This is a genomic window from Roseovarius lutimaris, assembly GCF_900115165.1.
Lineage (GTDB): Bacteria > Pseudomonadota > Alphaproteobacteria > Rhodobacterales > Rhodobacteraceae > Roseovarius > Roseovarius lutimaris.
Genome location: NZ_FOVP01000006.1, coordinates 134760 through 154335, shown reverse-complemented (window position 1 = coordinate 154335; position 19576 = coordinate 134760). Strand labels below are relative to the sequence as shown.

General features: G+C 61.9%; 16 protein-coding genes. 6 read left to right on the top strand and 10 right to left on the bottom strand.

The genetic code is table 11. The annotated features are described in order from the left end of the window. Nucleotides 1–19 precede the first annotated feature (19 nt). The 6 genes from BMZ91_RS07070 to BMZ91_RS07045 are packed head-to-tail and all read left to right on the top strand — an operon-like array spanning nucleotide 20 to nucleotide 6760. Complete coding sequence (locus BMZ91_RS07070) at nucleotides 20–1054, top strand: BMP family protein (RefSeq protein WP_092836175.1); 1035 nt, start codon at nucleotides 20–22, stop codon at nucleotides 1052–1054. Further along, nucleotides 1055–2605: an ABC transporter ATP-binding protein gene (locus BMZ91_RS07065; protein ID WP_092836173.1), complete on the top strand. Its 1551-nt coding sequence runs from the start codon at nucleotides 1055–1057 to the stop codon at nucleotides 2603–2605. Beyond that, nucleotides 2595–3644: an ABC transporter permease gene (locus BMZ91_RS07060; RefSeq protein ID WP_092836171.1), complete on the top strand. Its 1050-nt coding sequence runs from the start codon at nucleotides 2595–2597 to the stop codon at nucleotides 3642–3644. The genes BMZ91_RS07065 and BMZ91_RS07060 overlap by 11 nt, the downstream gene beginning before the upstream one ends. Nucleotides 3645–3647: 3 nt before the next feature. Further along, the gene (locus BMZ91_RS07055; protein WP_092836169.1) at nucleotides 3648–4592 is read left to right on the top strand and encodes an ABC transporter permease; all 945 of its coding nucleotides are present in this window, start codon (nucleotides 3648–3650) and stop codon (nucleotides 4590–4592) included. Continuing rightward, on the top strand, nucleotides 4592–5872 hold the full coding sequence (locus BMZ91_RS07050; protein WP_092836167.1) for an amidohydrolase family protein: 1281 nt from the start codon (nucleotides 4592–4594) through the stop codon (nucleotides 5870–5872). The genes BMZ91_RS07055 and BMZ91_RS07050 overlap by 1 nt, the downstream gene beginning before the upstream one ends. Before the next feature lie 6 nt (nucleotides 5873–5878). Further along, a complete protein-coding gene (locus BMZ91_RS07045) occupies nucleotides 5879–6760 on the top strand; it encodes a hypothetical protein (RefSeq protein ID WP_092836165.1) in 882 nt (293 codons plus the stop codon). Here BMZ91_RS07045 and BMZ91_RS07040 read toward each other — a convergent pair. The 10 genes from BMZ91_RS07040 to BMZ91_RS06995 form a co-directional block, all read right to left on the bottom strand. Beyond that, nucleotides 6753–8036 (bottom strand): TRAP transporter large permease, encoded by a 1284-nt coding sequence (locus BMZ91_RS07040; RefSeq protein WP_092836163.1) that lies wholly within the window; start codon nucleotides 8034–8036, stop codon nucleotides 6753–6755. The two genes, BMZ91_RS07045 and BMZ91_RS07040, sit on opposite strands and share 8 nt — an antisense overlap. After that, a complete protein-coding gene (locus tag BMZ91_RS07035; RefSeq protein ID WP_092836161.1) occupies nucleotides 8033–8581 on the bottom strand; it encodes a TRAP transporter small permease subunit in 549 nt (182 codons plus the stop codon). The genes BMZ91_RS07040 and BMZ91_RS07035 overlap by 4 nt, the downstream gene beginning before the upstream one ends. Before the next feature lie 27 nt (nucleotides 8582–8608). Further along, nucleotides 8609–9646 carry a TRAP transporter substrate-binding protein gene (locus BMZ91_RS07030; protein ID WP_092836159.1) on the bottom strand — a complete coding sequence of 346 codons (1038 nt, stop codon included), beginning with the start codon at nucleotides 9644–9646 and terminating at the stop codon, nucleotides 8609–8611. Between the two features lie 34 nt (nucleotides 9647–9680). Further along, the gene (locus BMZ91_RS07025; RefSeq protein ID WP_281243332.1) at nucleotides 9681–10493 is read right to left on the bottom strand and encodes a putative hydro-lyase; all 813 of its coding nucleotides are present in this window, start codon (nucleotides 10491–10493) and stop codon (nucleotides 9681–9683) included. A gap of 86 nt (nucleotides 10494–10579) precedes the next feature. Continuing rightward, on the bottom strand, nucleotides 10580–11476 hold the full coding sequence (locus BMZ91_RS07020; RefSeq protein ID WP_092836155.1) for a LysR family transcriptional regulator: 897 nt from the start codon (nucleotides 11474–11476) through the stop codon (nucleotides 10580–10582). Nucleotides 11477–11519: 43 nt separating this feature from the next. After that, nucleotides 11520–11900 (bottom strand): DUF3307 domain-containing protein, encoded by a 381-nt coding sequence (locus BMZ91_RS07015; protein ID WP_092836153.1) that lies wholly within the window; start codon nucleotides 11898–11900, stop codon nucleotides 11520–11522. A gap of 166 nt (nucleotides 11901–12066) precedes the next feature. Continuing rightward, a complete protein-coding gene (locus BMZ91_RS07010) occupies nucleotides 12067–13836 on the bottom strand; it encodes an adenylate/guanylate cyclase domain-containing protein (RefSeq protein ID WP_245736243.1) in 1770 nt (589 codons plus the stop codon). A 77-nt stretch (nucleotides 13837–13913) separates the two neighbouring features. Next, nucleotides 13914–15467, bottom strand: a complete 1554-nt coding sequence (locus tag BMZ91_RS07005) for an NAD(P)-binding protein (RefSeq protein WP_245736235.1) — start codon at nucleotides 15465–15467, stop codon at nucleotides 13914–13916. Nucleotides 15468–15619: 152 nt separating this feature from the next. Continuing rightward, complete coding sequence (locus BMZ91_RS07000; protein ID WP_092836151.1) at nucleotides 15620–17815, bottom strand: SLC26A/SulP transporter family protein; 2196 nt, start codon at nucleotides 17813–17815, stop codon at nucleotides 15620–15622. A gap of 88 nt (nucleotides 17816–17903) precedes the next feature. Then, nucleotides 17904–19565, bottom strand: coding sequence for a Na/Pi cotransporter family protein (locus BMZ91_RS06995; protein ID WP_177193808.1), 1662 nt, complete (start codon nucleotides 19563–19565; stop codon nucleotides 17904–17906). Between the last annotated feature and the right edge of the window lie 11 nt (nucleotides 19566–19576).

The following is a 19576-nucleotide window of genomic DNA, read 5'->3' as shown; positions in this document are numbered from 1 at the left end:
GCCCAACAAGGAGATCACCATGACCACCCCCAAAACCCGGACCATTGCGCCCCTGTCGCGCCGCCAGTTCATGGCCACCACCGCCGCTGCGGCGCTTGTAGCCGGTGCCTCGTCGCTGGCCACGCCTCTGCGGGCCGCCGAGCCGATCAAGACCGCCGGGATTTATACCGTGCCGGTCGAACAGCAATGGGTGAGCCGCATTCACAAGGCCGCCATGACCGCGCAGGAGCGCGGCGATGTCGACTATGTCTTTTCGGAGAATGTCAGCAATACCGACTATGCCCGCGTGATGCGCGAATATGCCGAGCAGGGCTACAAGCTTATCATCGGCGAGGCCTTTGCCGTGGAACAGGAAGCACGCGAAGTGGCAGCGGATTATCCCGATATCGCCTTCCTTCTCGGGTCAAGCTTTAAGCCCGACGATGCACTGGCGAATTTCGCGGTATTTGACAACTATATTCAGGATGCCTCGTATCTGTCGGGGATCATCGCCGGGTCGATGACAAAATCGGGCAATATCGGCATGGTCGGCGGCTTTCCGATCCCCGAGGTGAACCGTTTGATGCATGCCTTCATGGCCGGTGCCAAAGAGATGAACCCGGATATCAAGTTCCAGGTGAGCTTTATCGGTTCGTGGTTCGATCCGCCCAAGGCCAAGGAAACCGCCTTTGCGATGATCGAGAACGGCGCCGATATCTTGTATGCCGAGCGTTTTGGCGTTTCGGATGCGGCGGCGGAAAAGGGTATTCTGGCGATTGGCAATGTGATCGACACCCAGGCCGATTATCCCGACACGGTTGTCGCCTCGGCGATCTGGCATTTCGAGCCGACGCTTGACAAAGCGATTGCCGAAGTGAACGGCGGCACCTTCAAGGCCGCCGATTACGGAGTCTATTCCTTCATGAGCGAAGGTGGATCGTCGCTTGCGCCGCTTGGCACCTTCGAGGGCAAAGTGCCCGAGGCCGCCATGACGCTTGTCAAGGAGCGCAGCGAGGCGATCAAGGCAGGTACCTTCACGGTCGAGATCAACGACGACGAACCGAAGTCGTCCTGAATGACAGGCGCAGAGGCGGCGCAGGTCGTTCTGCGCCTTGATCGCATTACCAAAACCTTTGGCAAGCTGGTTGCGAATGACGCGGTCAGCCTGTCCTTGCATCGCGGCGAGGTGATCGCGCTTTTGGGCGAAAACGGCGCGGGCAAGACCACCTTGATGAATATCCTGTTTGGCCAGTACACCGCCGACAGTGGCGCGGTCGAGGTGTTTGGCAAGGCCTTGCCGCCCGGCAATCCGCGCGCCGCATTGGATGCGGGCGTCGGCATGGTGCATCAGCATTTCACGCTGGCCGACAATATGACCGTGCTGGAAAACGTCGCGCTTGGCACCGTGCCGCTTTGGCAGCCTCGGCTTGACCCTGCGGCGGTGCGCGCTAGGATCACCAAACTCGCCGATGATTTCCGCCTGTCGGTTGATCCGGAGGCCCGTGTCGGCACCCTGACCGTGGGCGAGCGGCAGCGCGTCGAGATCCTTAAGGCGCTTTATCGCGAGGCAAAGATCCTTATTCTGGACGAGCCGACGGCGGTGCTTACCCCGCAGGAAACCGATGACCTGTTTGCCACCCTGCGCAAGGCGGTGGCGCTTGGCCTGTCGATTGTCTTCATCAGCCACAAATTGCACGAGGTGATGGATATCTCGGATCGGGTGGTGATCCTGCGCCATGGTCGGCTTGTGGCCGAGATGGCCACGCGCGATACCGACCGTCACGCCCTTGCCGCCGCCATGGTCGGCGCCGAGGTGAACGCCCCCAAGGTGAGCCCCGCCACACCCGGCGCGGCCCTGTTGCAGTTGCGCGATGTCAGCACGCCCGATCAGGGCAATGCGCCGGGGCTCAAGCGCGCGACGCTGCATTTGCGCGCCGGTCAGATCACCGGGCTGGCCGGTGTGTCGGGCAACGGGCAGGCGGCGCTTGCCGATCTTATCGGGGGTCTGACCGCGCCCGATGCGGGGCAGCTTGATCTTGACGGCGTCGGCCTTGCGCAATGGTCGCCGCGTATCGCCGTGCAAAGCGGCATCGCGCGCATTCCCGAAGACCGGCACAAAACCGGCACGATTGCCGATTTCACCCTCACCGAAAACGCCATTCTCGAAAGCTATCACAAGCCCCCGATGAGCAGGCGCGGCTGGATGAACTGGGCCCGCGCCGAGACCGCCACGCAAGAGATTATCGAGTGCTATGACGTGCGCTGTCCGGGGCCGGAAACGCGGATCAGGCTGTTGTCGGGCGGCAATATGCAAAAGCTTATCCTTGGCCGGGTGCTTGAGGCCGCGCCGCGCATCATCCTGGCCAATCAGCCGGTGCGTGGGCTTGATATCGGCGCGGTCAACTATGTGCATTCGCAGTTGCTCGCCGCGCGCGCACGCGGCGCGGCGGTGCTGCTTATTTCCGAGGATCTCGATGAGATCATGGCGCTGTCGGATGTGATTCATGTGATCTCCGAGGGGCGTCTGTCGCCTGAATTCGCGCGCGGCAGCATGACCCCGGCAGAGCTTGGGGTCTGGATGGCGGGCCACGGGTTTGAACGGGACGAGGTGGCGCATGCGTCTTGAGCCGATTGCCAACCCGAGCCTTGCGCGTACCATCCTGCCGCCGATGATTGCCATCGCAACGACCGTGGTGGTTGCGTCCTTGCTGGCGATGCTGGCCGGGGCCAATCCTTTTGCGGTTCTGGGCCTGATTATCAAGGGCGCGTTCGGGTCGAAATTCGCCGTGTTGGAAACGCTGAACCGCGCTACGCCGCTTATCTTTACCGGCCTTTCGGTGGCGGTGGCGTTTCGCGCGCGGCTCTGGAATATCGGCGCCGAGGCGCAGCTTTATGCCGGGGCGCTGATTACCGTCGTGCTTGGCACCGGGGCGCTGCCCTGGGGGGCGGGGGCGCTTTTGCCCACGCTTGTGCTTGCCGCGATGCTGGCGGGCGCAGTTGTCCTGCTGGTGCCGGCGCTGTTGAAGGTGCGTTTCGGCGTGGACGAAGTGGTGACGACGCTGTTGTTCAACTTCATCTTTCTGTTGTTTGTCTCGATGCTTCTGGAAGGGCCGCTCAAGGACCCGATGGGCATGGGATGGCCGAAATCCGAACGCCTGATCACCGAGGCGCGCCTGCCGCGGATGATGGAGGGGCTGCGCCTGCATTGGGGGTTCGGGCTTGCGATCATATCCGCCGCCCTGGTCTGGGTCATTCAGCGGCGCACCACCCTTGGCTATGAAATGCGCGCCGTCGGGCTTAACCGCGATGCGGCGCGGTTTGCCGGGATTGCGGTCAATGGCGTGCTGATCAGGACCGCGCTTTTGTCGGGCGGATTGGCGGCACTTGCGGGGTTTTCCGAGGTGGCCGGCGTCAAGGGGAGCCTGACGCTCGATCTGAGCCCCGGCTTTGGCTATACCGGCATTATCGTGGCGATGCTGGCGCTGCTCAACCCGCTGGCGGTGGTCGCCGCCGCGCTTTTCGTGGCAGGCATTTTCGTTGGCGCAGACAGCATGAGCCGCGCGGTTGGCGTGCCCACCTATCTGGCCGATATCATGCTGGCGACGGCGCTTTTGCTCATGGTGCTAGCGATATTGCTCACCCGGTTTAGGGTGGTGAGGGAATAGATCATGGACATGCTCGATATCCTTTTATCCGCCAGCTTCTGGGCCGCCGCGATCCGCATCGCGAGCCCGCTTATCTTTGCCACCCTGGGCGAGCTTATCTGTGAGCGCGCCGGTGTTTTGAATCTCGGGATCGAGGGGATCATGGTTGCCGGGGCCTTTGCCGGCTGGATGGCGGTTTATTCCGGCACCGGGCTCTGGACCGGGGTGATGGTGGCGATGATCGTCGGCATGGCGTTCGGCTTGATCCATAGCGTGCTGACCGTGCCCTTTGGCCTGTCGCAGCATGTGGTGGGCCTTGGCGTGACCCTATTGGCGACCTCAAGCACCTATTACGCCTATCGCCTTGCCCTGCCAGAGGTGACAAGCCCGCCCAAGATCACCGCGTTTCAGCCGTTTGAGATTCCGGTATTGTCGGATATCCCGCTGATCGGTCCGGCGCTGTTTGCGCAGACGCCGATGACCTATCTGGCCTTTGTCTTGGTCGCGGTGGTGTCGCTTGTTCTCTATCGCACGCCGCTTGGGCTTGCGTTGCGCGCGGCGGGGGAAAACCCGGCGGCGGTGGCGGCGCAGGGGCTTTCGGTCACCGGCATCCGCATGGGCGCGGTGATTGTCGGCAGCGGGTTCATGGCGATGGGCGGCGCGTTTCTGACCATGTCGGCGTTCGATTCATTCTTCTTCGAGATGGTCAACGGGCGCGGCTGGATCTGTATCGCGCTGGTGGTGTTCGGCGCCTGGAAACCGGGCAAGGCCCTTTTGGGTGCGGTGCTTTTCGCGGCCTTTGATGCACTGCAAATCCGGGTACAACAGACCCCGCTTGGCGCCGATATCCCCTATCAGATTTTCCTGATGACGCCCTATGTTCTGTCGATTCTGGCGCTTATCGTGATGTCGCGGCGCGCCGAGGTGCCGGGCGCATTGATGGTGCCGTTCAACAAGGGAGAGCGCTGATGTTTGATCTGATCGTCAAGGGCGGCACATTGCCGGATGGCCGGGTGGCCGATATCGGCATCACCGGAGCCAAGATTACGGCGATTGGCAACCTGCAAGAGGCGGAGGCGGGCGAGGTGATCGACGCGACCGGCGATCTTGTCAGCCCGCCGTTTGTCGACCCGCATTTTCATCTTGATGCCACGCTTAGCTATGGCACCCCGCGCGTGAACGCGAGCGGCACCCTGCTTGAGGGGATCGGCCTTTGGGGCGAGTTGAAACAGATCGTGACCCAGGAAGAGATGGTCACCCGCGCGCTGGAGTATTGCGATTGGGCCGCCAGCATGGGCCTTTTGGCGATCCGAAGCCATGTCGACACCTGCGATGACCGCCTGCTTGGGGTCGCGGCGATGCTTGAGGTGCGCGACAAGGTCAGGGATTACATCGACCTGCAATTGGTGGCCTTTCCGCAGGACGGATTTTACCGCGACCCCACCGCGCGCGACAACACCATTCGCGCGCTTGACATGGGGGTCGATGTGGTTGGCGGCATCCCGCATTTCGAACGTACCATGGCAGATGGTGCGGCCTCGGTGCGCGAGTTGTGCGAGCTGGCGGCGGCGCGTGGCCTGCCCGTGGATATGCATTGCGACGAGACCGACGACCCGCATAGCCGCCATATCGAAACGCTCGCCTTTGAGGCACAGCGTCTTGGCTTGCAGGGGCGGGTCGCCGGAAGCCATCTGACCTCGATGCATTCGATGGACAATTACTATGTGTCCAAGTTGTTGCCGCTCATTGCCGAGGCCGGGGTCGCCGCGATTCCCAATCCGTTGATCAATATCATGTTGCAGGGGCGGCACGACACATTCCCGAAACGCCGCGGGCTAACGCGGGTCAAAGAGATGCAGGCGCAGGGCATCACCGTCGGCTGGGGTCAGGATTGCGTACTTGATCCGTGGTATTCGCTTGGTACGGCGGACATGCTTGATGTGGCCTTTATGGGGATGCATGTGGCGCAGATGTCGCACCCAGATGAGATGCGGCGATGCTTTGACATGGTCACCAATCAGAACGCGCGGATCATGGGGCTTGAGGGCTATGGGCTGAACGTCGGCGCGCAGGCGTCCCTGGTGGTGCTGGATGCGGGTGATCCGATTGAGGCGCTGCGCCTGCGCCCGGCCCGCCTTGCGGTGATTTCCAAAGGCCGGGTGATTGCCAGAACCCCGCGTCAGGACGCGAGCCTTGCCGTGCCCGGCCGCCCCGCAACCCTCCGGCGGCGGCACCGACAGGGTAGTTAAGACGTGATGATCGCGCTCTTGCAGAGGCTGGCGCGCCACGGGCGGCTTGTGTTGATTGCCGGGCTGGTGGTCGGGGTCACGGCGCCGGGGCTTGCCGGTATCCTTGCGCCGCTGATCTTTCCGATGATCGTTTGCCTGTTGTTTCTGGCCACGCTTCGGGTTGATCCGATTGCGGCCTTTCCGGATCGCCGACACCTGCCGCGCTATCTCGGGATTGCGGTGGCCTTGCAGGTTGGCATGCCGGTGCTGGCAATCGCGCTGCTTTGGGCGGTTGGCGGGCTGAATTCTATCCTTGGGATCGGCGCGGTTCTGGTTCTGGCCGGTGCGCCGCTGACCGGAAGCCCCGGTCTTGCGATCCTGTCGGGGGGCGACCCGAGCCCGGCCTTGCGCCAGCTTGTGGTGGGCACCGCGATCCTGCCGCTGACGGTGTTTCCGGTGTTCTGGTTGATGCCGGTCTTTGGCGCGCCGCAGGCGGTGGCGCTTGCGGCGCTCAAGCTTTTGGCGGTCATTGGCTTTGCGGCCGGGGCGGCGATGATCCTGCGCCGGGCGGTGCCGTGGCTGCGCGGGGCGCAAGGGCAGGGCACGGTTGACGGGGTGATCACGCTGGCGATGGCGGTGGTTGTCGTTGGGCTGATGTCGGCCGTGGGTCCGGCGATCCTGTCGGGCGATCCGGGGCTGTGGCGCGCCCTAGCGGTGGTGCACCGCGCCGGGCAAGCGACGGCGGCGCCGGCCTTGGCGATTGTTGCGGGCAATCGCAGTCTGGCGCTGTTTCTGGGGGCATTGCCGCCCGAGACCGGGGCGGCAATGCTGTTGTTTATCGGCTGTTATCAGGTGCCGATGTATCTTACGCCGATGCTTATCGGCCCTCTGGCGCGGCGCGCTAGTTGAGCGCCGCCGGCAGGTAAAGCGCCAGTTGCGGAAAGGCGATAAGCGCGGCGGCCATAAGCAGCATGACACAGACAAACGGGATCGAGCCGATCATCACATCGCTCATCTTGCCGGATTTGCGCGCGCCCTGCACCACGTAAAGGTTGAGCCCGACAGGCGGCGTGATCAGCGCCATTTCGATCAGCACGATCATCAGGATGCCAAACCAGATCGGATCATAGCCCTGCGCCACCACCAGCGGCACGATGATCGGGATAGTTACCACCATCAGCGACAGCGTTTCGATGAAAAAGCCGAGCACGACATAGATCATCACCACCACAAGGATAAAGGCCAGCGGCGAGAGGCCAAGCCCCTCAAGAAACTCCTTGAGTTCGCGGCCAAGCCCGGCCGAGGACAGGGTGAAGTTGAGGAAGGACGCGCCGATCACCACCAGCATGATCATCGAGGTGACCTTGATCGTTCCCAAGAGGCTATCCGAGATCATCCTGAACGATATGCCGCTGGCGAAAGCGGCGATGACAAAGGCGACGGCAACGCCGACGGCGGCGGCCTCGGTCGGGGTGGCCCAGCCCTTGTAGATCGTGCCGATGATCATGGTGAACAAAAAGATGATCGGCAAAAGATGCACAAGCGCGCCAAGCATTTGCGACAGCGGAAAGATCCGCCGTTCGCCGCCAAGATCGGGACGGATCAGGCAGATGATCACGGTGATCACGATAAACCCGAGCGCCAGAAGGATGCCCGGCAAAAGCCCCGCAAGGAACAGTTGCGGGATAGAGGATTGGGTGAGAAAGCCGTAAACGATCAGATTGATCGACGGCGGGATCATGATACCAAGCGTGCCCCCGGCGGCAATCGCACCGGAAAACAGCTTGGGGTCATAGCCCAGTCGTTCGGCCTGTGGCATGGCGACGGTGGCGACGGTCGCGGCGGTGGCGACCGACGAGCCGGAAATCGCCGAGAACATCGTCGAGGTGGCGACATTGGCATGCACCAACCCGCCGGGAAGCCAAGACACCCACCGGTCAAGCGCTTCATAGGTGCGCGCGGCGACACCGCTTCGGACAAGGATTTCGCCCAAAAGCACGAAGAACGGGATCGCAATAAGCGTGGCGCTGTTGGACGAGGACCAGACCATTTGACCCAACCCCTTGATCAGCGGGAAGGGGCTAAAGAACACATCAATGCCAAAGCCGAGCAGGAACAGCACAATCCCGACCGGGATTGACAGGCTCAGCAGGGCCAGAAGGCCGACCGAGACATAGGTGATCATTGAAACGCCTCCTCTTCGGCAAAGACGCCGATGGCGGCCTCCGAGGCATCAAACCGGCCCTGGAGGACCATCAAAAGCGCGGTCACAAAGGTAAGCCACGCCATCAGCGCGAACCAGACCCAGCCGACAAACCACGGCAGTTGCACCAGCCAGAGCGGCGTTTCAAGTGCGGTATTGGCGCGCGACATGTTGGTGATCGAGCGCTCAACCACCGGCCAGCAGCGCAGGGCGATCACGCTGACCGTGCCCGCCAAGATCATCAGCGAGGCCAGATCAAACAGGCTCCGGCCCTTTGGCCCTGCGCGGCTGCGCAGGATGTCGATGCGCACGTGACCGAGTTCGAGCATCGCATAGCCCATGCCCCAGGAGGTGGCGATGGCCATCACATAGCCGGACACCTCATCGGTGCCACCAAAAGAGGACCCCAGCTGACGCAGAACGATATCAAGCAGAACGAAGCCCGCGCAGGCCAGAAGCATGATGCCAATCAGCACCGCCACCGCCCGGTTGAGCGCGCGTAATCTTGTCAGAAATCTATCGGTCATATGGGGTCCTTTCTGGCGGTTCCGGGATCAGTTGGCGGTGACTTTTACGCCGACGACCTCGCCCACCGAGGCATTCCAGCGGGCAACCCATTCATCCCCGGCACGATCGGCCCAATCGGGCAGCACTTCGGTCTCAAGGATCTCGCGGGCGGTTGCGAAATCGGCGTCGCTTGCCTCGACAAGGGTCATCGAGCGCGCATCGCCCGCCGGGCAGTCGCCATTGCCGGTGAGGCAGGCAATGTCATTGACCAGAGCGCCCTGCGCCGAGGCCCAGGCCGGGGCTTCAAACTTGGCCTTGATTTCGGAGGAGATCAGGCTTTGCATGTCGCCGCTCAGGCTGTTCCATTTGTCGAGGTTGATCGCGGTCACGACCGAATCCCAGCCGCCAAGCGGCAGCGTCAGAAGATGCGAGGACACTTCCCACCAGCCGGCACTATAGCCAGAGCCGGCACCGGTGACGGCACAATCCACCACGCCTTTTTGCAGGGCGCCGGGCACCTCGGAAAAGGACACGTTCACGCCTTCGGCGCCAAGCGCGTCAAGGAATTTGGCGGTCATGCGACCGGATGCGCGCACCTTGAGGCCCTTGAGGTCGGCGAGACCTTTGATTGGCGCGTTGCAGAACACGACCTGCGGCGGATAGGGCGCGATGGCAAGAACGTGGCTGTTGAAGCGGGCGTTATAGATGTCTTCGACCATCGGGCGGGCGGCATCGACCATCGCCTTGGCCTCATCCGCGGTCAGCGCCAGAAGCGGCACATCAAGGCCCTCAAGTTCGGGCGCGTCGGCCACGGCGTAATCGGCCACGGTCATGGCAACGTCGTAAACGCCATCGCCAAGCAGGCGGTAAATGTCACCGACACCAAGGCCCATCTGATCGTGGGTGGTGACGGCAGTTTCAAGCTCTCCACCCGAGGCGGCGGGCAGGGTCTCGCCCCAGAACGGGGCCTCGTATTGCTTGTGCAGCGGCAGGCCGGACCAGCTTCCGACGACCGAAAGATCCTCGGCCACGGCGGGGGCGGCGACAAGCGCGGTGGTGGCGAGCAAGCTAAGTGTCTTTTTCATGTGACTTCTCCTTGTTGGGTTGTTTTTTGCTTTTTCAGGGCCGGAACACCGGCACTTCGGCATCCTCGGCAATATCGGTGATCAGCATATGACCCGGCTTGTGGGTTATGCAAATCGGCAGTCTGGCGCGCGCCACTGCCGCTTGCGGGGTGACGCCACAGGCCCAGAAGACCGGGATCTTGCCGACCTCATCCGGTACCGGATCGCCCCAATCGGGCGCGCCGATATCGACGATGCCAATCTCGGCGGGGTCGCCGCAATGCACCGGCGCGCCATGGGCCAGCGGGTAACGGCGGCAGATCGTTTGCACCTCTTCAAGGCGCGCGGGGTCGATCATCCGCATGCTCACCACCATCGGGCCACAGAACGGCCCGGCGGGCGTGGTTTCGATATTGGTGCGATACATCGGCACGGTGGTATTGTTCTGGATATGCCAGAGGCTGATGCCGACCTGTTCAAGCGCATTTTCAAAGGTGAACGAACAGCCAAGCGCGAAGACCACGAAATCATCCTGCCAGAGGGCGGCGATGTCGGTCATGCTCTCGGTGAGCAGGCCGTCGCGGTAGATATTATAGGCGGGCACGTCGTGGCGGATATCAATGTCGCGGCCAAGCGTGACCATCATCGGATTGCCGGTATCGGACACACCTGTCAGCGGGCAAGGCTTGGGGTTTCTCTGGCAAAAGCGCATGAAATCGAGCGCATGGCGTTCTGGCATGATCGCAAGGTTGGCCTGCAACAGGCCCGCGCCAAGCCCGGCGGTATGCGAGGTATAATCCCCGGCGCGGATGGTGGCGCGCAGGGCCTCAATGGGCATGGCCCGCAAGGATTGATAGTTAGCGTTCAAATCTGGTTCTCCTCGTTGGGAACAGGCTGACGGGTTGTGGGCATAAACGCAAATCGAAAAAACTTGCCCATATGCATCATCTATTTTTATGCATGCGGATAAGCCCGCGCCACGCCAAGCGCGATTTTAGCGGCGGATTCAACGACATGGCTTTTGGGATCACCGAGATAAGACAGCGAAAAGCGCAGCGGTCCGGGGGTCCAGCCGGGATCGAACTCGCGCAGGGTGCCGCCTTTGAGATAGGGCGCGCCGAGGGCACGCGGCAGGGCGGCCACGCCAAGCCCGGCCTCAACAAGCCGGAAACCGGCCGATAGGGACGACGAGGGAAATAGCGACACGCCGGGGCCAACGCGTTCAAACAAAACGGTTTTCAGCTCGCGGTAGGGGCGGGTGTTGCGGGCATAGGTTATGATCGGCTTATCTGCCAGAAGCGTGGCGTCGTCGCCATCCACCCCCCGCATATCGGCGGCGGCGTACCAGGCGAGGTCAAAGCCCGGCAGCTCGATATTATTGACCGAATATTCCGAGACCGGCCCAAGAAGAATGGCGAGATCAATCTCGCGGTTGAGCAACCCGTCGCGCAGATTGGTCGAGATATCGACGTTGATCTCAATCTCGACCTTGGGAAATTCGCGGTGCAGCGCCGAGACAAATTCGGGCAGCCAGCATTGCGCGATGGTTTCCGAAACACCAAGGCGCAGAATGAAATCAATGCCTTGCGGGTCGGTGATATTGGCCTCGACCAATTGCGTCAGGTGCTCGAACTGTTCGGCATAGCTGACCAGCCGTTCGCCACGCTTGGTCAGGCGCAGGCCGCTTGCGGTGCGATCAAACAGCGGGGCGGCCAGCGAGTGCTCAAGGTTCTTGATCCGCGCGGTTACGGCGGGTTGGGTGATATTGAGGCCAAGCGCGGCCTTGCGGACACTGCCAAGCCGGACGGTTGTCAGAAAAGTGCGAAGCTGTTCGATGTTGATTCTGGCCATCGCGCGATGATTGCCTGCGCCGTGGCAAAAGGAAAGGCCCGGTTCAGAGGCTGAGCGCGGCGGCGAACAGCGCGATATAGGTCAGTTGATGCGCGCCTTGATCGAGGCCCAGATAACGCCAGAAGGCGGGTTGGGTTTCATCAAGATGGTGCCGCCGAACCGTGCGCGCCTTGGACCAGTCGATGTGGTAATGTAGCACCGCCTCGGCGAGGGCGAGCATGAGGGTCGCGGCGATCGGCACCCCGGCCCAGATCAGGATCGGGGCACTTAGCGTGCCATGCAGCCCCGCATGCGCAAGCCCCCCCGGGTGGCCATAACGCCCGTTGTTGGCGAGCATCCAGCCGGTTTGCCAGAGGTAATCGCCGATGAAATGCTTGATCTGGAACAGGATCAGAACAGCGATCAGGTCAAGGTTCGTGGTCATGCCTCCCCCCCTTTCGGCGCCCCGGAAAGGCGTTGGTTGGCGGCGACAAGCTTGGCCCTGGTATCACGCGACATGGCGTTTTCCACCATCAGGCGCAGATCGCTGTCGTGCCGGATCAGTCAAAAACCCAAGGCGACAGGGTGGGTAACATCCTGGGAAAAATCCTTTAATCGCGGGGCAATCCCATCGAAACGAGGGTTTCAAGCTGCGGGGCGACACCCTCCACAAGCGCGGGCCATTTGGGAAAGTGAAAGGCGTGCTGAATGGTGTGCAGCGAGAGGTTCGGTCGCACCGTCAGAGCGTTTTCAAGCGCGCGCCGCGCGGCCACCTTATCGTCACGCTTGAGCGCGGTGACCGCGACGGCGATATACACAAAGGTTTCCGCCCCCGGCATGCGCGCGGCGGGATCGAGATAGTGACGCACGTTTTCGCCCAATTCCATATCGCGCAGCCAGATCGACATCACCAGCATCCAGTGAAACGACCAGGCCAGCGGATCCTGCGGGCTAAGGCGCACCGCCTCAAGGCCGGCGGCCTCCATCTCGTAGGTGTCGGGCTCTGGCTGAAACAGGTTGATATAGGTCTGGACGCTATAGGCGAGGGCGTCATTGTCGTTGAGCGCCTTGGCGCGGGCAAGGGCATCGCGGGCGTCGGCCTCGCGGCCCTGAATGGTCATAAGCTGGGCCAGGGTGGCATGGCCAAGTTCCAGCCGGTCATCGAGCTCCACCGCGAGGGTGGCGTGCTTCATGCCTGCGGCCACGTCTTTCTGAGGATCGGTGCTTCGGCCGGAATAAATCCGAACGGCATGAACCCGTCCCAAAAGCGCATGCGGCAGGGCATAGGTGGTATCGGCCTTGGCGGCGGCCTGAAACAGACCGGTGGCGTTGCGAACGCTGCCGGCGGTGCGCATGTCGATTTCGGCCAGCCCCTTTTGGCACAATTCCCAGGCCGAGAGGCTATCGGTGGGTTTGCCGCGCGAGATGATGCGTTCATGGGCGCCGATTTCAGGCGTCAGGCCGGTGACAAGACAACGGGTTATGTCATCCTGCAACTCAAAGATATCTTCGATGTCGCGGTCATATTTGTCCGACCAGATTTGATGGCCGGTGGCGGCCTCGATCAGTTGGGCCGAGACCCGCAGGCGTTGCCCGGCGCGCCGCACCGCCCCCTTGACCACATAGCGCGCGCCGGTGTCCTGCGCGATCTGGCGCACATCATGGGCGCGGTCCTTGTAGACAAAGCTTGATCCGCGCGCGATCACGAAGAGCGAGCGGAACCGCGACAGCGCGTTGATCACATCATCGGCAATCCCGTCGGCCAGAAACCCGTCCTCGATCGAGGGCGACATATTGTCGAACGGCAGCACGATCACCGAAGGGCGGTCGCTTCGGCGGTGTTCTTGGTCGGGGCTGTCGCCTTCGACGCCGGTATTGACCTGCCAGACCTCGACCGGGGTGGGGATGTTGCGGACGTATTGCATGCCCTGGCCGGTGATACTAAGCGTTTCGTCATTGGCCAGCATGTCGCGCACGCTGCGCGAGACACAGATGCCGCCGGGCGGTGACAGGGTTTCAAGGCGCGCGGCAATGTTGACGACATCGCCAAGCACATCATCGCCATCAATCAGAACGCTGCCGTGATTGATGCCGACGCGAAAGCGGATGCGGGTCTCTTCGGGGCGGTCGGCCTCATGGGCGGTGACGGCACGTTGCACTTTGGTCGAGGCGCGAATGGCGGCATCGGGTTGGGGAAATTCGACCAACAGGCCATCGCCCATGGTCTTGACCACGCGCCCGCCCTCGGCGGTGACAGCGGGATCAATGACGCTCTGGCGCAGATCATGTAGGCGGGTGAAGACCTCTTCTTCAGCCTGCGCAACCAGTCGCGAAAACCCCACCACATCGGCGGCCACGATTGTCGTCGCCTTTCGTTCCATCGTTTTCACAGGTCTCTCCCTTGCCTGTTTATGTCGGCGCGCGCCGCCCGCGACCCCCAAATCGCGGGCGGGCATCTTTATGTCACCCGGTCAATGGCCGAGACCTTGGCGTTGAGCGTAATATTCAGGGTTGGGGCCATCTGCGTCCAGATATCGAGCCAGCCTTTTGACAAGACGGTCACCGCCGGCTTGTCACTAAAGATCATGCCAAGGGTCAGCGGCAGCGAAATCCAGATCATGCCGTAATAGGCCGGAATCTGTTTCAACGGCCCGTAGCCCTGTACCGAATAGGCATATTCCAGCATGCCGGTCAGCAACAACAGATCGTTCTGCTTGAGGAAATCATAGAAGCTGTCGTATTGCAGCAATTCTGCCGGGGCCGTCAGCGGCATCGGCAGGGTCAGCCCGCGATAAAGCGCCAGAAGCGCGTCGTATTCCATGATCTTGAGCAGCATCTCGATCTTGAGTTCGTCGGCATCAAACCCATCCAGCCATTTCGCAGGTTCGGCAAAGGGTTGGTTGGCCTCGTAATAACCCTTGAGCAAGGTGTAATCGGTATAGTCGATCAGCGGCTCGGTCATCGGGACGCCTTCAAACTGACCGGCGGTGGTCATGCCGCGGATGGTTTCGCCCTTCGGATCCTTGTGATCAGGGGTAAGGTACATGCCCTCGCGGATATTGCCCTGCATGAAATCGCAGGCGGCAAAATGCTTGGCCATCGCGTCATAAGCGGGCGAAAGATAACAGGTGCCCAATTCACAGGCGGTCGTGTCGCCATTGGGCGAGGGCGTGTCATAGGTGACGGTATGGGTCTTGCCGCCAAAGCGATCGGTGCTTTCAAGGATTTCAACATTGCTATAGCCCAGCTCTTTCAGGCGATGCGCAAACATCATCCCCGACGGCCCGGCCCCCAGCACGATGATCGAGGCGGCCTTGTCATCTGGCAAAGACCAGCCAAGTCGCGCCTGATTTTCAATCAGCATGCCGCCATATTGCCAGCATTGCAGCACTGATTCAAAGCAGGTCGAGCCATGCACATAGATCGTGTTGTTCTGGCCCTGAAGGTCAAGATAGCTCCACGGCCCGCCGGCCCGAAGCCCGGCATTGTCGAAGTGGTCAAAATAGGGCGTGCGCAGATCGACCGGCAGGTTGGCGGTATCGGTGACGATCTCATAATCGGGATAGGGCCACCATGACAGGGTCGGCAGCGTGGCATTCAGGTTGTCCAGAAACTCCTGCTCGGTCATCGGCGTGGTTTCAGGGCCCTGAAGCTGATAGACGGTGACCAGATTTTCGGTCATGCCATTGGCGGTTTCCAGCGAGAACTGCTTGGCCGTTTCATTGCGATAGCCGCTGACGTGGCCTGCCATGTTTTCAATTTCCTGCGGCGACAGGACGATACCATATCTTGGCGCGGTGCTGGGCACCTTTACCTTCAGCAGAGTGGTATGAAAGGTGTAGTTCTTGAATTGTGAAAACACGTCAAGTTCGGCCTGCGTATAGTCGCATGTGCCGATCAGGTTGCGCGGCTCGCAGGCCACGACCAGAAGATCGCAGGTTTTGACAACTGGGGCGCCGCGGTCGATGGACACGGTGAGAGAAACGGGATTGCTCGTGGTTGGAATATTCAAATCAATGGTCCTTCAATATCTGTTGAAAACCGCGTGGCACATGCAAAAAATGAACAAAAGGGTTCTGTAGCTCCAAGGCTCTGGCAATGGATGGGTTATTTATAACACAGCCAGAGAGTGCGATCAGCAAATAACTGAAAGCTTTGATGTGATTACCCGCGCGTAAGCAACGCGTTTGTCTGGGTGACCTTGAGGGCAACAGAGCGCGCCAGAAGCCGCCATAAAAGCGCGGCCAAATCACGGTCGTCGCGTTCAAGCCGCGCGATTGTGTCGGCTGATAGCCGGTACACGCGCGCCGTGGTTTCGCAGATCACATTTGCATTGCGCGGGGTGTCAAGCAGGCTTGCCAATTCGCCCACAACCGCGCCAGGACCCATGGAGCGGACCCGGATCGCAGGGCCGGTGCCTTGCGGCAAAAGTACACCCAACCGGCCCGAGGACAGGAAATAGATATCCGCCTGGCTGTCATTGGCGGCAATCAGGGTGTCGCCGGGGCTCAGATCAAGCGCGGTCATCTGATCCATGAGATCGGGCAACCGGGGATGGTGTTGGCCCATCTGGCGCAGCAGGTCCGTAAAATCGGGGGTCTCGCCGGGGGCGTCAAGTGAGGCCAGAAGCACAGTTTCGCAGGCTTCAAGCGCGGCGTCAAGCGAGGGCCAGAGCCGAAACCCGCCAGGGATCGGATCATCCGCCGCAAGGCTGATCGGAAGACCCCATCGGGTGAAGGCCTCCTGCAATGCCGGGGATAGCCCGGTCAGATGGGTGGAGATGCCCTGTGCCTGCATCAGATATGCGAGCTTTTCAAGCGCCGCGCAGGCCGAGCTGTCAAAGGTGTTCACGGCGCTGAAATCGAGAATGACCGCACGCGGGCTCTGGGCCGGGTCGGGGGTATGGCGCAGGCTGTCGATAAGCTGCTCGACCGAGCCAAAGAACAAGGCACCCTGCAATTCCAACACGCGGATTGCAGCGCCGTTTTCGGCCAGATGAGCGTTTTCGGCGGCGTTGCGGTCAAGGGTGCTGCGGTGCGCACGCGCGTCAGAGCTTTGCCGGATCACCGGCAGGCGCATATAGCCAAAGGTAAAGCCAAGCACCGCAAGCCCAAGCCCGACCCCGACAGCCGGCAGGATGCCAAAGGCGGTAGTGACCGCGACGATCCCCAGAACGATCAGCCAATCCATCAGCAAGAGGCGACGGCGTGCCGCGATAAGCCAATCTTCGATCATCGTAAGGCCGATGAACATCAACAGGCCCGCCGCCACGAAGGTCGGCACCGCAGCCACGATCGCCTCGGCGAACACAGAGGCGACAAGCAGCACCGCCACATGCCCGAGCACCAGGCCACCGCTATGCACGCCAAGCCGCGCGGCAATGATCGAGGCGCCGCCCTGTAAATAGCTTGTGATTCCGCCGAGGGCGCCGATCACGATATTGCCAAGGCCGGTCACCCGCAATTCGCGGTTCTCATTGGCATCCTGTCGCGTGGCCAGTTCCACCCCCGAGGTATTGAGCAGCACGCCGATCAGGTTGAGCAGGATCACGGCGGCAAAGGTCGGCGCGATGCTCAGCAAAAGCGGCCAGTCGACCAGCCGGATCATCCATAATCCCGGCCCAAGCCCGCCGCCTTCGCCAAGATGCGGCAAAAGACCCATTTCGGCCGCCTCGGCCCGGCTTAACCCGAGCCAGAACAGAACCCCGTAAAATCCGGCCAGAAACAGCAGGATGATCACCAGAACCAGGGTTGATCCTTGCCAGATGCGCAGCGCGCCGACCAGCGCAAGCGCCATGGCAACGGCGGGCAGGACGCCCCAGAGAATTTGTGGTGTGGCAAGGCTTGCGACAATAGCGCCATAGCCCTGTGCGCCGGTCAGGATCGACAGGGCGGCCATGACAAGCAACACCCCCGACGAGGCCAGAAACCCCGCCGCCACCGGATAGGGGAACATCCGCAACAGCCGCCCCAACCCCAGTCGGCCGACAAGCCAGAACGCCAGCCCCGAAAGAAATGCCGAGGCCCCGATGGCCGCGATGGCGGTGGCAACCTGCGCCTCTGGCGGCCCGCTTGCGGCGGCGGCGACAAGCGCCACGGCGGGGGCGAGAATGGCCACGGTGGTATCCTGGGTGATGCCAAGCGCGACGCGAAATCCGCCAAAGCGTGACAGCACCAGAGTGATCAGGGCGGTCGAGAGCAAAAAGATCGCCGTTGCCAGCCCAAGCCCTGCCGCCAGCCCACCGGCGAAAAACACCGTCGCAAGCGCCAGGCAATGCCCCGCCGCATCAATGCCCAGAACAGCACCGACAAGCGCGGATTGCGCGGGGCCTGTCTGGGGTGCGGGCTTTACCCTGACCATCGGAAGAATCCTGTTTGGGCCGCACGGTGAATGGGGTCTGTAATGTCTTAAGGCCTAGTGCCAAATCGGCGATTTGACAAGCGGCGGGCTAGTTTCGGTCCGACATCCGGCTTGAGAGCAGATCGCCGGTTTCGGTCAGGATCGGATAGGCGACCATCGAAAACGAGGTATTGACCTGTTTGAGCGCGCGCAGGGTTTCCTGGTGGATATTGCTGGTCTCGATGCTTTCGGTCAGCCCCTCGCGCAGGCGACCCAGATGCAGGCGCTGGAGCTTTTGTTCAAGCGCGCGAATGCTGTCCTTTTCGGCGACAAGTTCGCGGGCGTCATCGGGGTTTTGCGTCATCATCACGCTGAGCGCCAGTTGCGCATTGGCCAGCACCCGGTCGTGAAAATCACAGATTTCACTCCAGCCGGGTTTTGAGAATTGCACGCCTTCGGTATGCAACCGCTTGGCCAGCGTGAGCATCTTGCGCGCGATCATGTCGCCTGCGGCCTCAAGATTGGCGGCAATTGTCGCAAGGTCCATCGAACGGCGGCTGTTGTCCTGATCAAGCCCGCTGCGGTTAAGCTGCGCCAGATAAAGCTTGGTTTCGAAATGGCGCTTACGCAGGGTCTTTTCATTGGCGGCAATGGCCTCGGCGCTTGCGTCATCCCAGGTGGCATAAAGCGTCGGGATCGGGCGCAGCATCGCCTCGACTGTCTCGCCGATACGCATCACTTCGCGCGCGGCGCACGATAGCGCGCGGTCAGCGTCACCAAGGGCCGCCGGATCAAGTGCCGTGAAATGCTCATGCGCGGCGGGGGTGGCCGGGGTCTTTAGCATCGCCGAGGCCATGCGCGCGGCCAGCCCGGTGAACGGCAGCACCACAATCACCACCGCGAGGTTGAAGACGATATGCAGATGGATCGCCTGTTGCGCAGGCGTGGCACCAAGCCAGTCAAGCGGCGGCTCGGACATGCGGAACGCAACCAGGGTCAGCGCCGCACCCCCGCCGCGCAGCACCAGATTGGCAATGATCATCCGGCGCGCCTCGATCGGGGCGGCGAGGGTCAGCACGAAGGCGATGAACGCCCCGCCAAGGTTGGCTCCAAGGATAAGCGCCACCGCCGCCGACAAGGGCAGCACGCCCTGCAAGACCAGCGTCACGAACAGCAGAACCGCCGCCACGCTTGAATGCACCACCCAAGCAAACAGCGCACCGATGACAAAGGCCGTCAGCGTGTCGCGGCCAAGGTATTGCATCGCCATGATCGCGCCGGTGCTATCGGTCAGCGGCGCCGTGGCCGCGCGCAGCATGTCGAGCGACACGAAGATAAGCGCCAGCCCGATCAGAATGCGCCCGCCCTGGCGCACACGTTTCTGATCGCCGCGCAGGAACATGGCGACGCCGACAAGAAGAAGGATCGGAATTAGCCACGTCTGGCGCACCAGCAAAAGCTTGGCCACCAGAGCCGAGCCAAGATCGGCCCCAAGCAGGATCGCAAGACCGGCCGCAACCGCAATCCCGCCGGCGGCGACAAAATTGGCCGCCAGGATCGCCACAGCGGTCGAGCTTTGCAAGGCCATCGCCGAGGCGGTGCCGGTCATCGCCGCCCAAAGCCGGCTCTTGCCGGAGCGGCGCAACCAGAGCCGCAACTGGACGGAAAACGCGCGCTCAACCCCGGTGCGCACCAGCCGCACCGCCCAGATCAACAGCGCGGCGGCGCCAGCGATGTGCAAAAAGAACAGGGTCAGGTTGGGTGTTTCCAAGGGGAGTGATC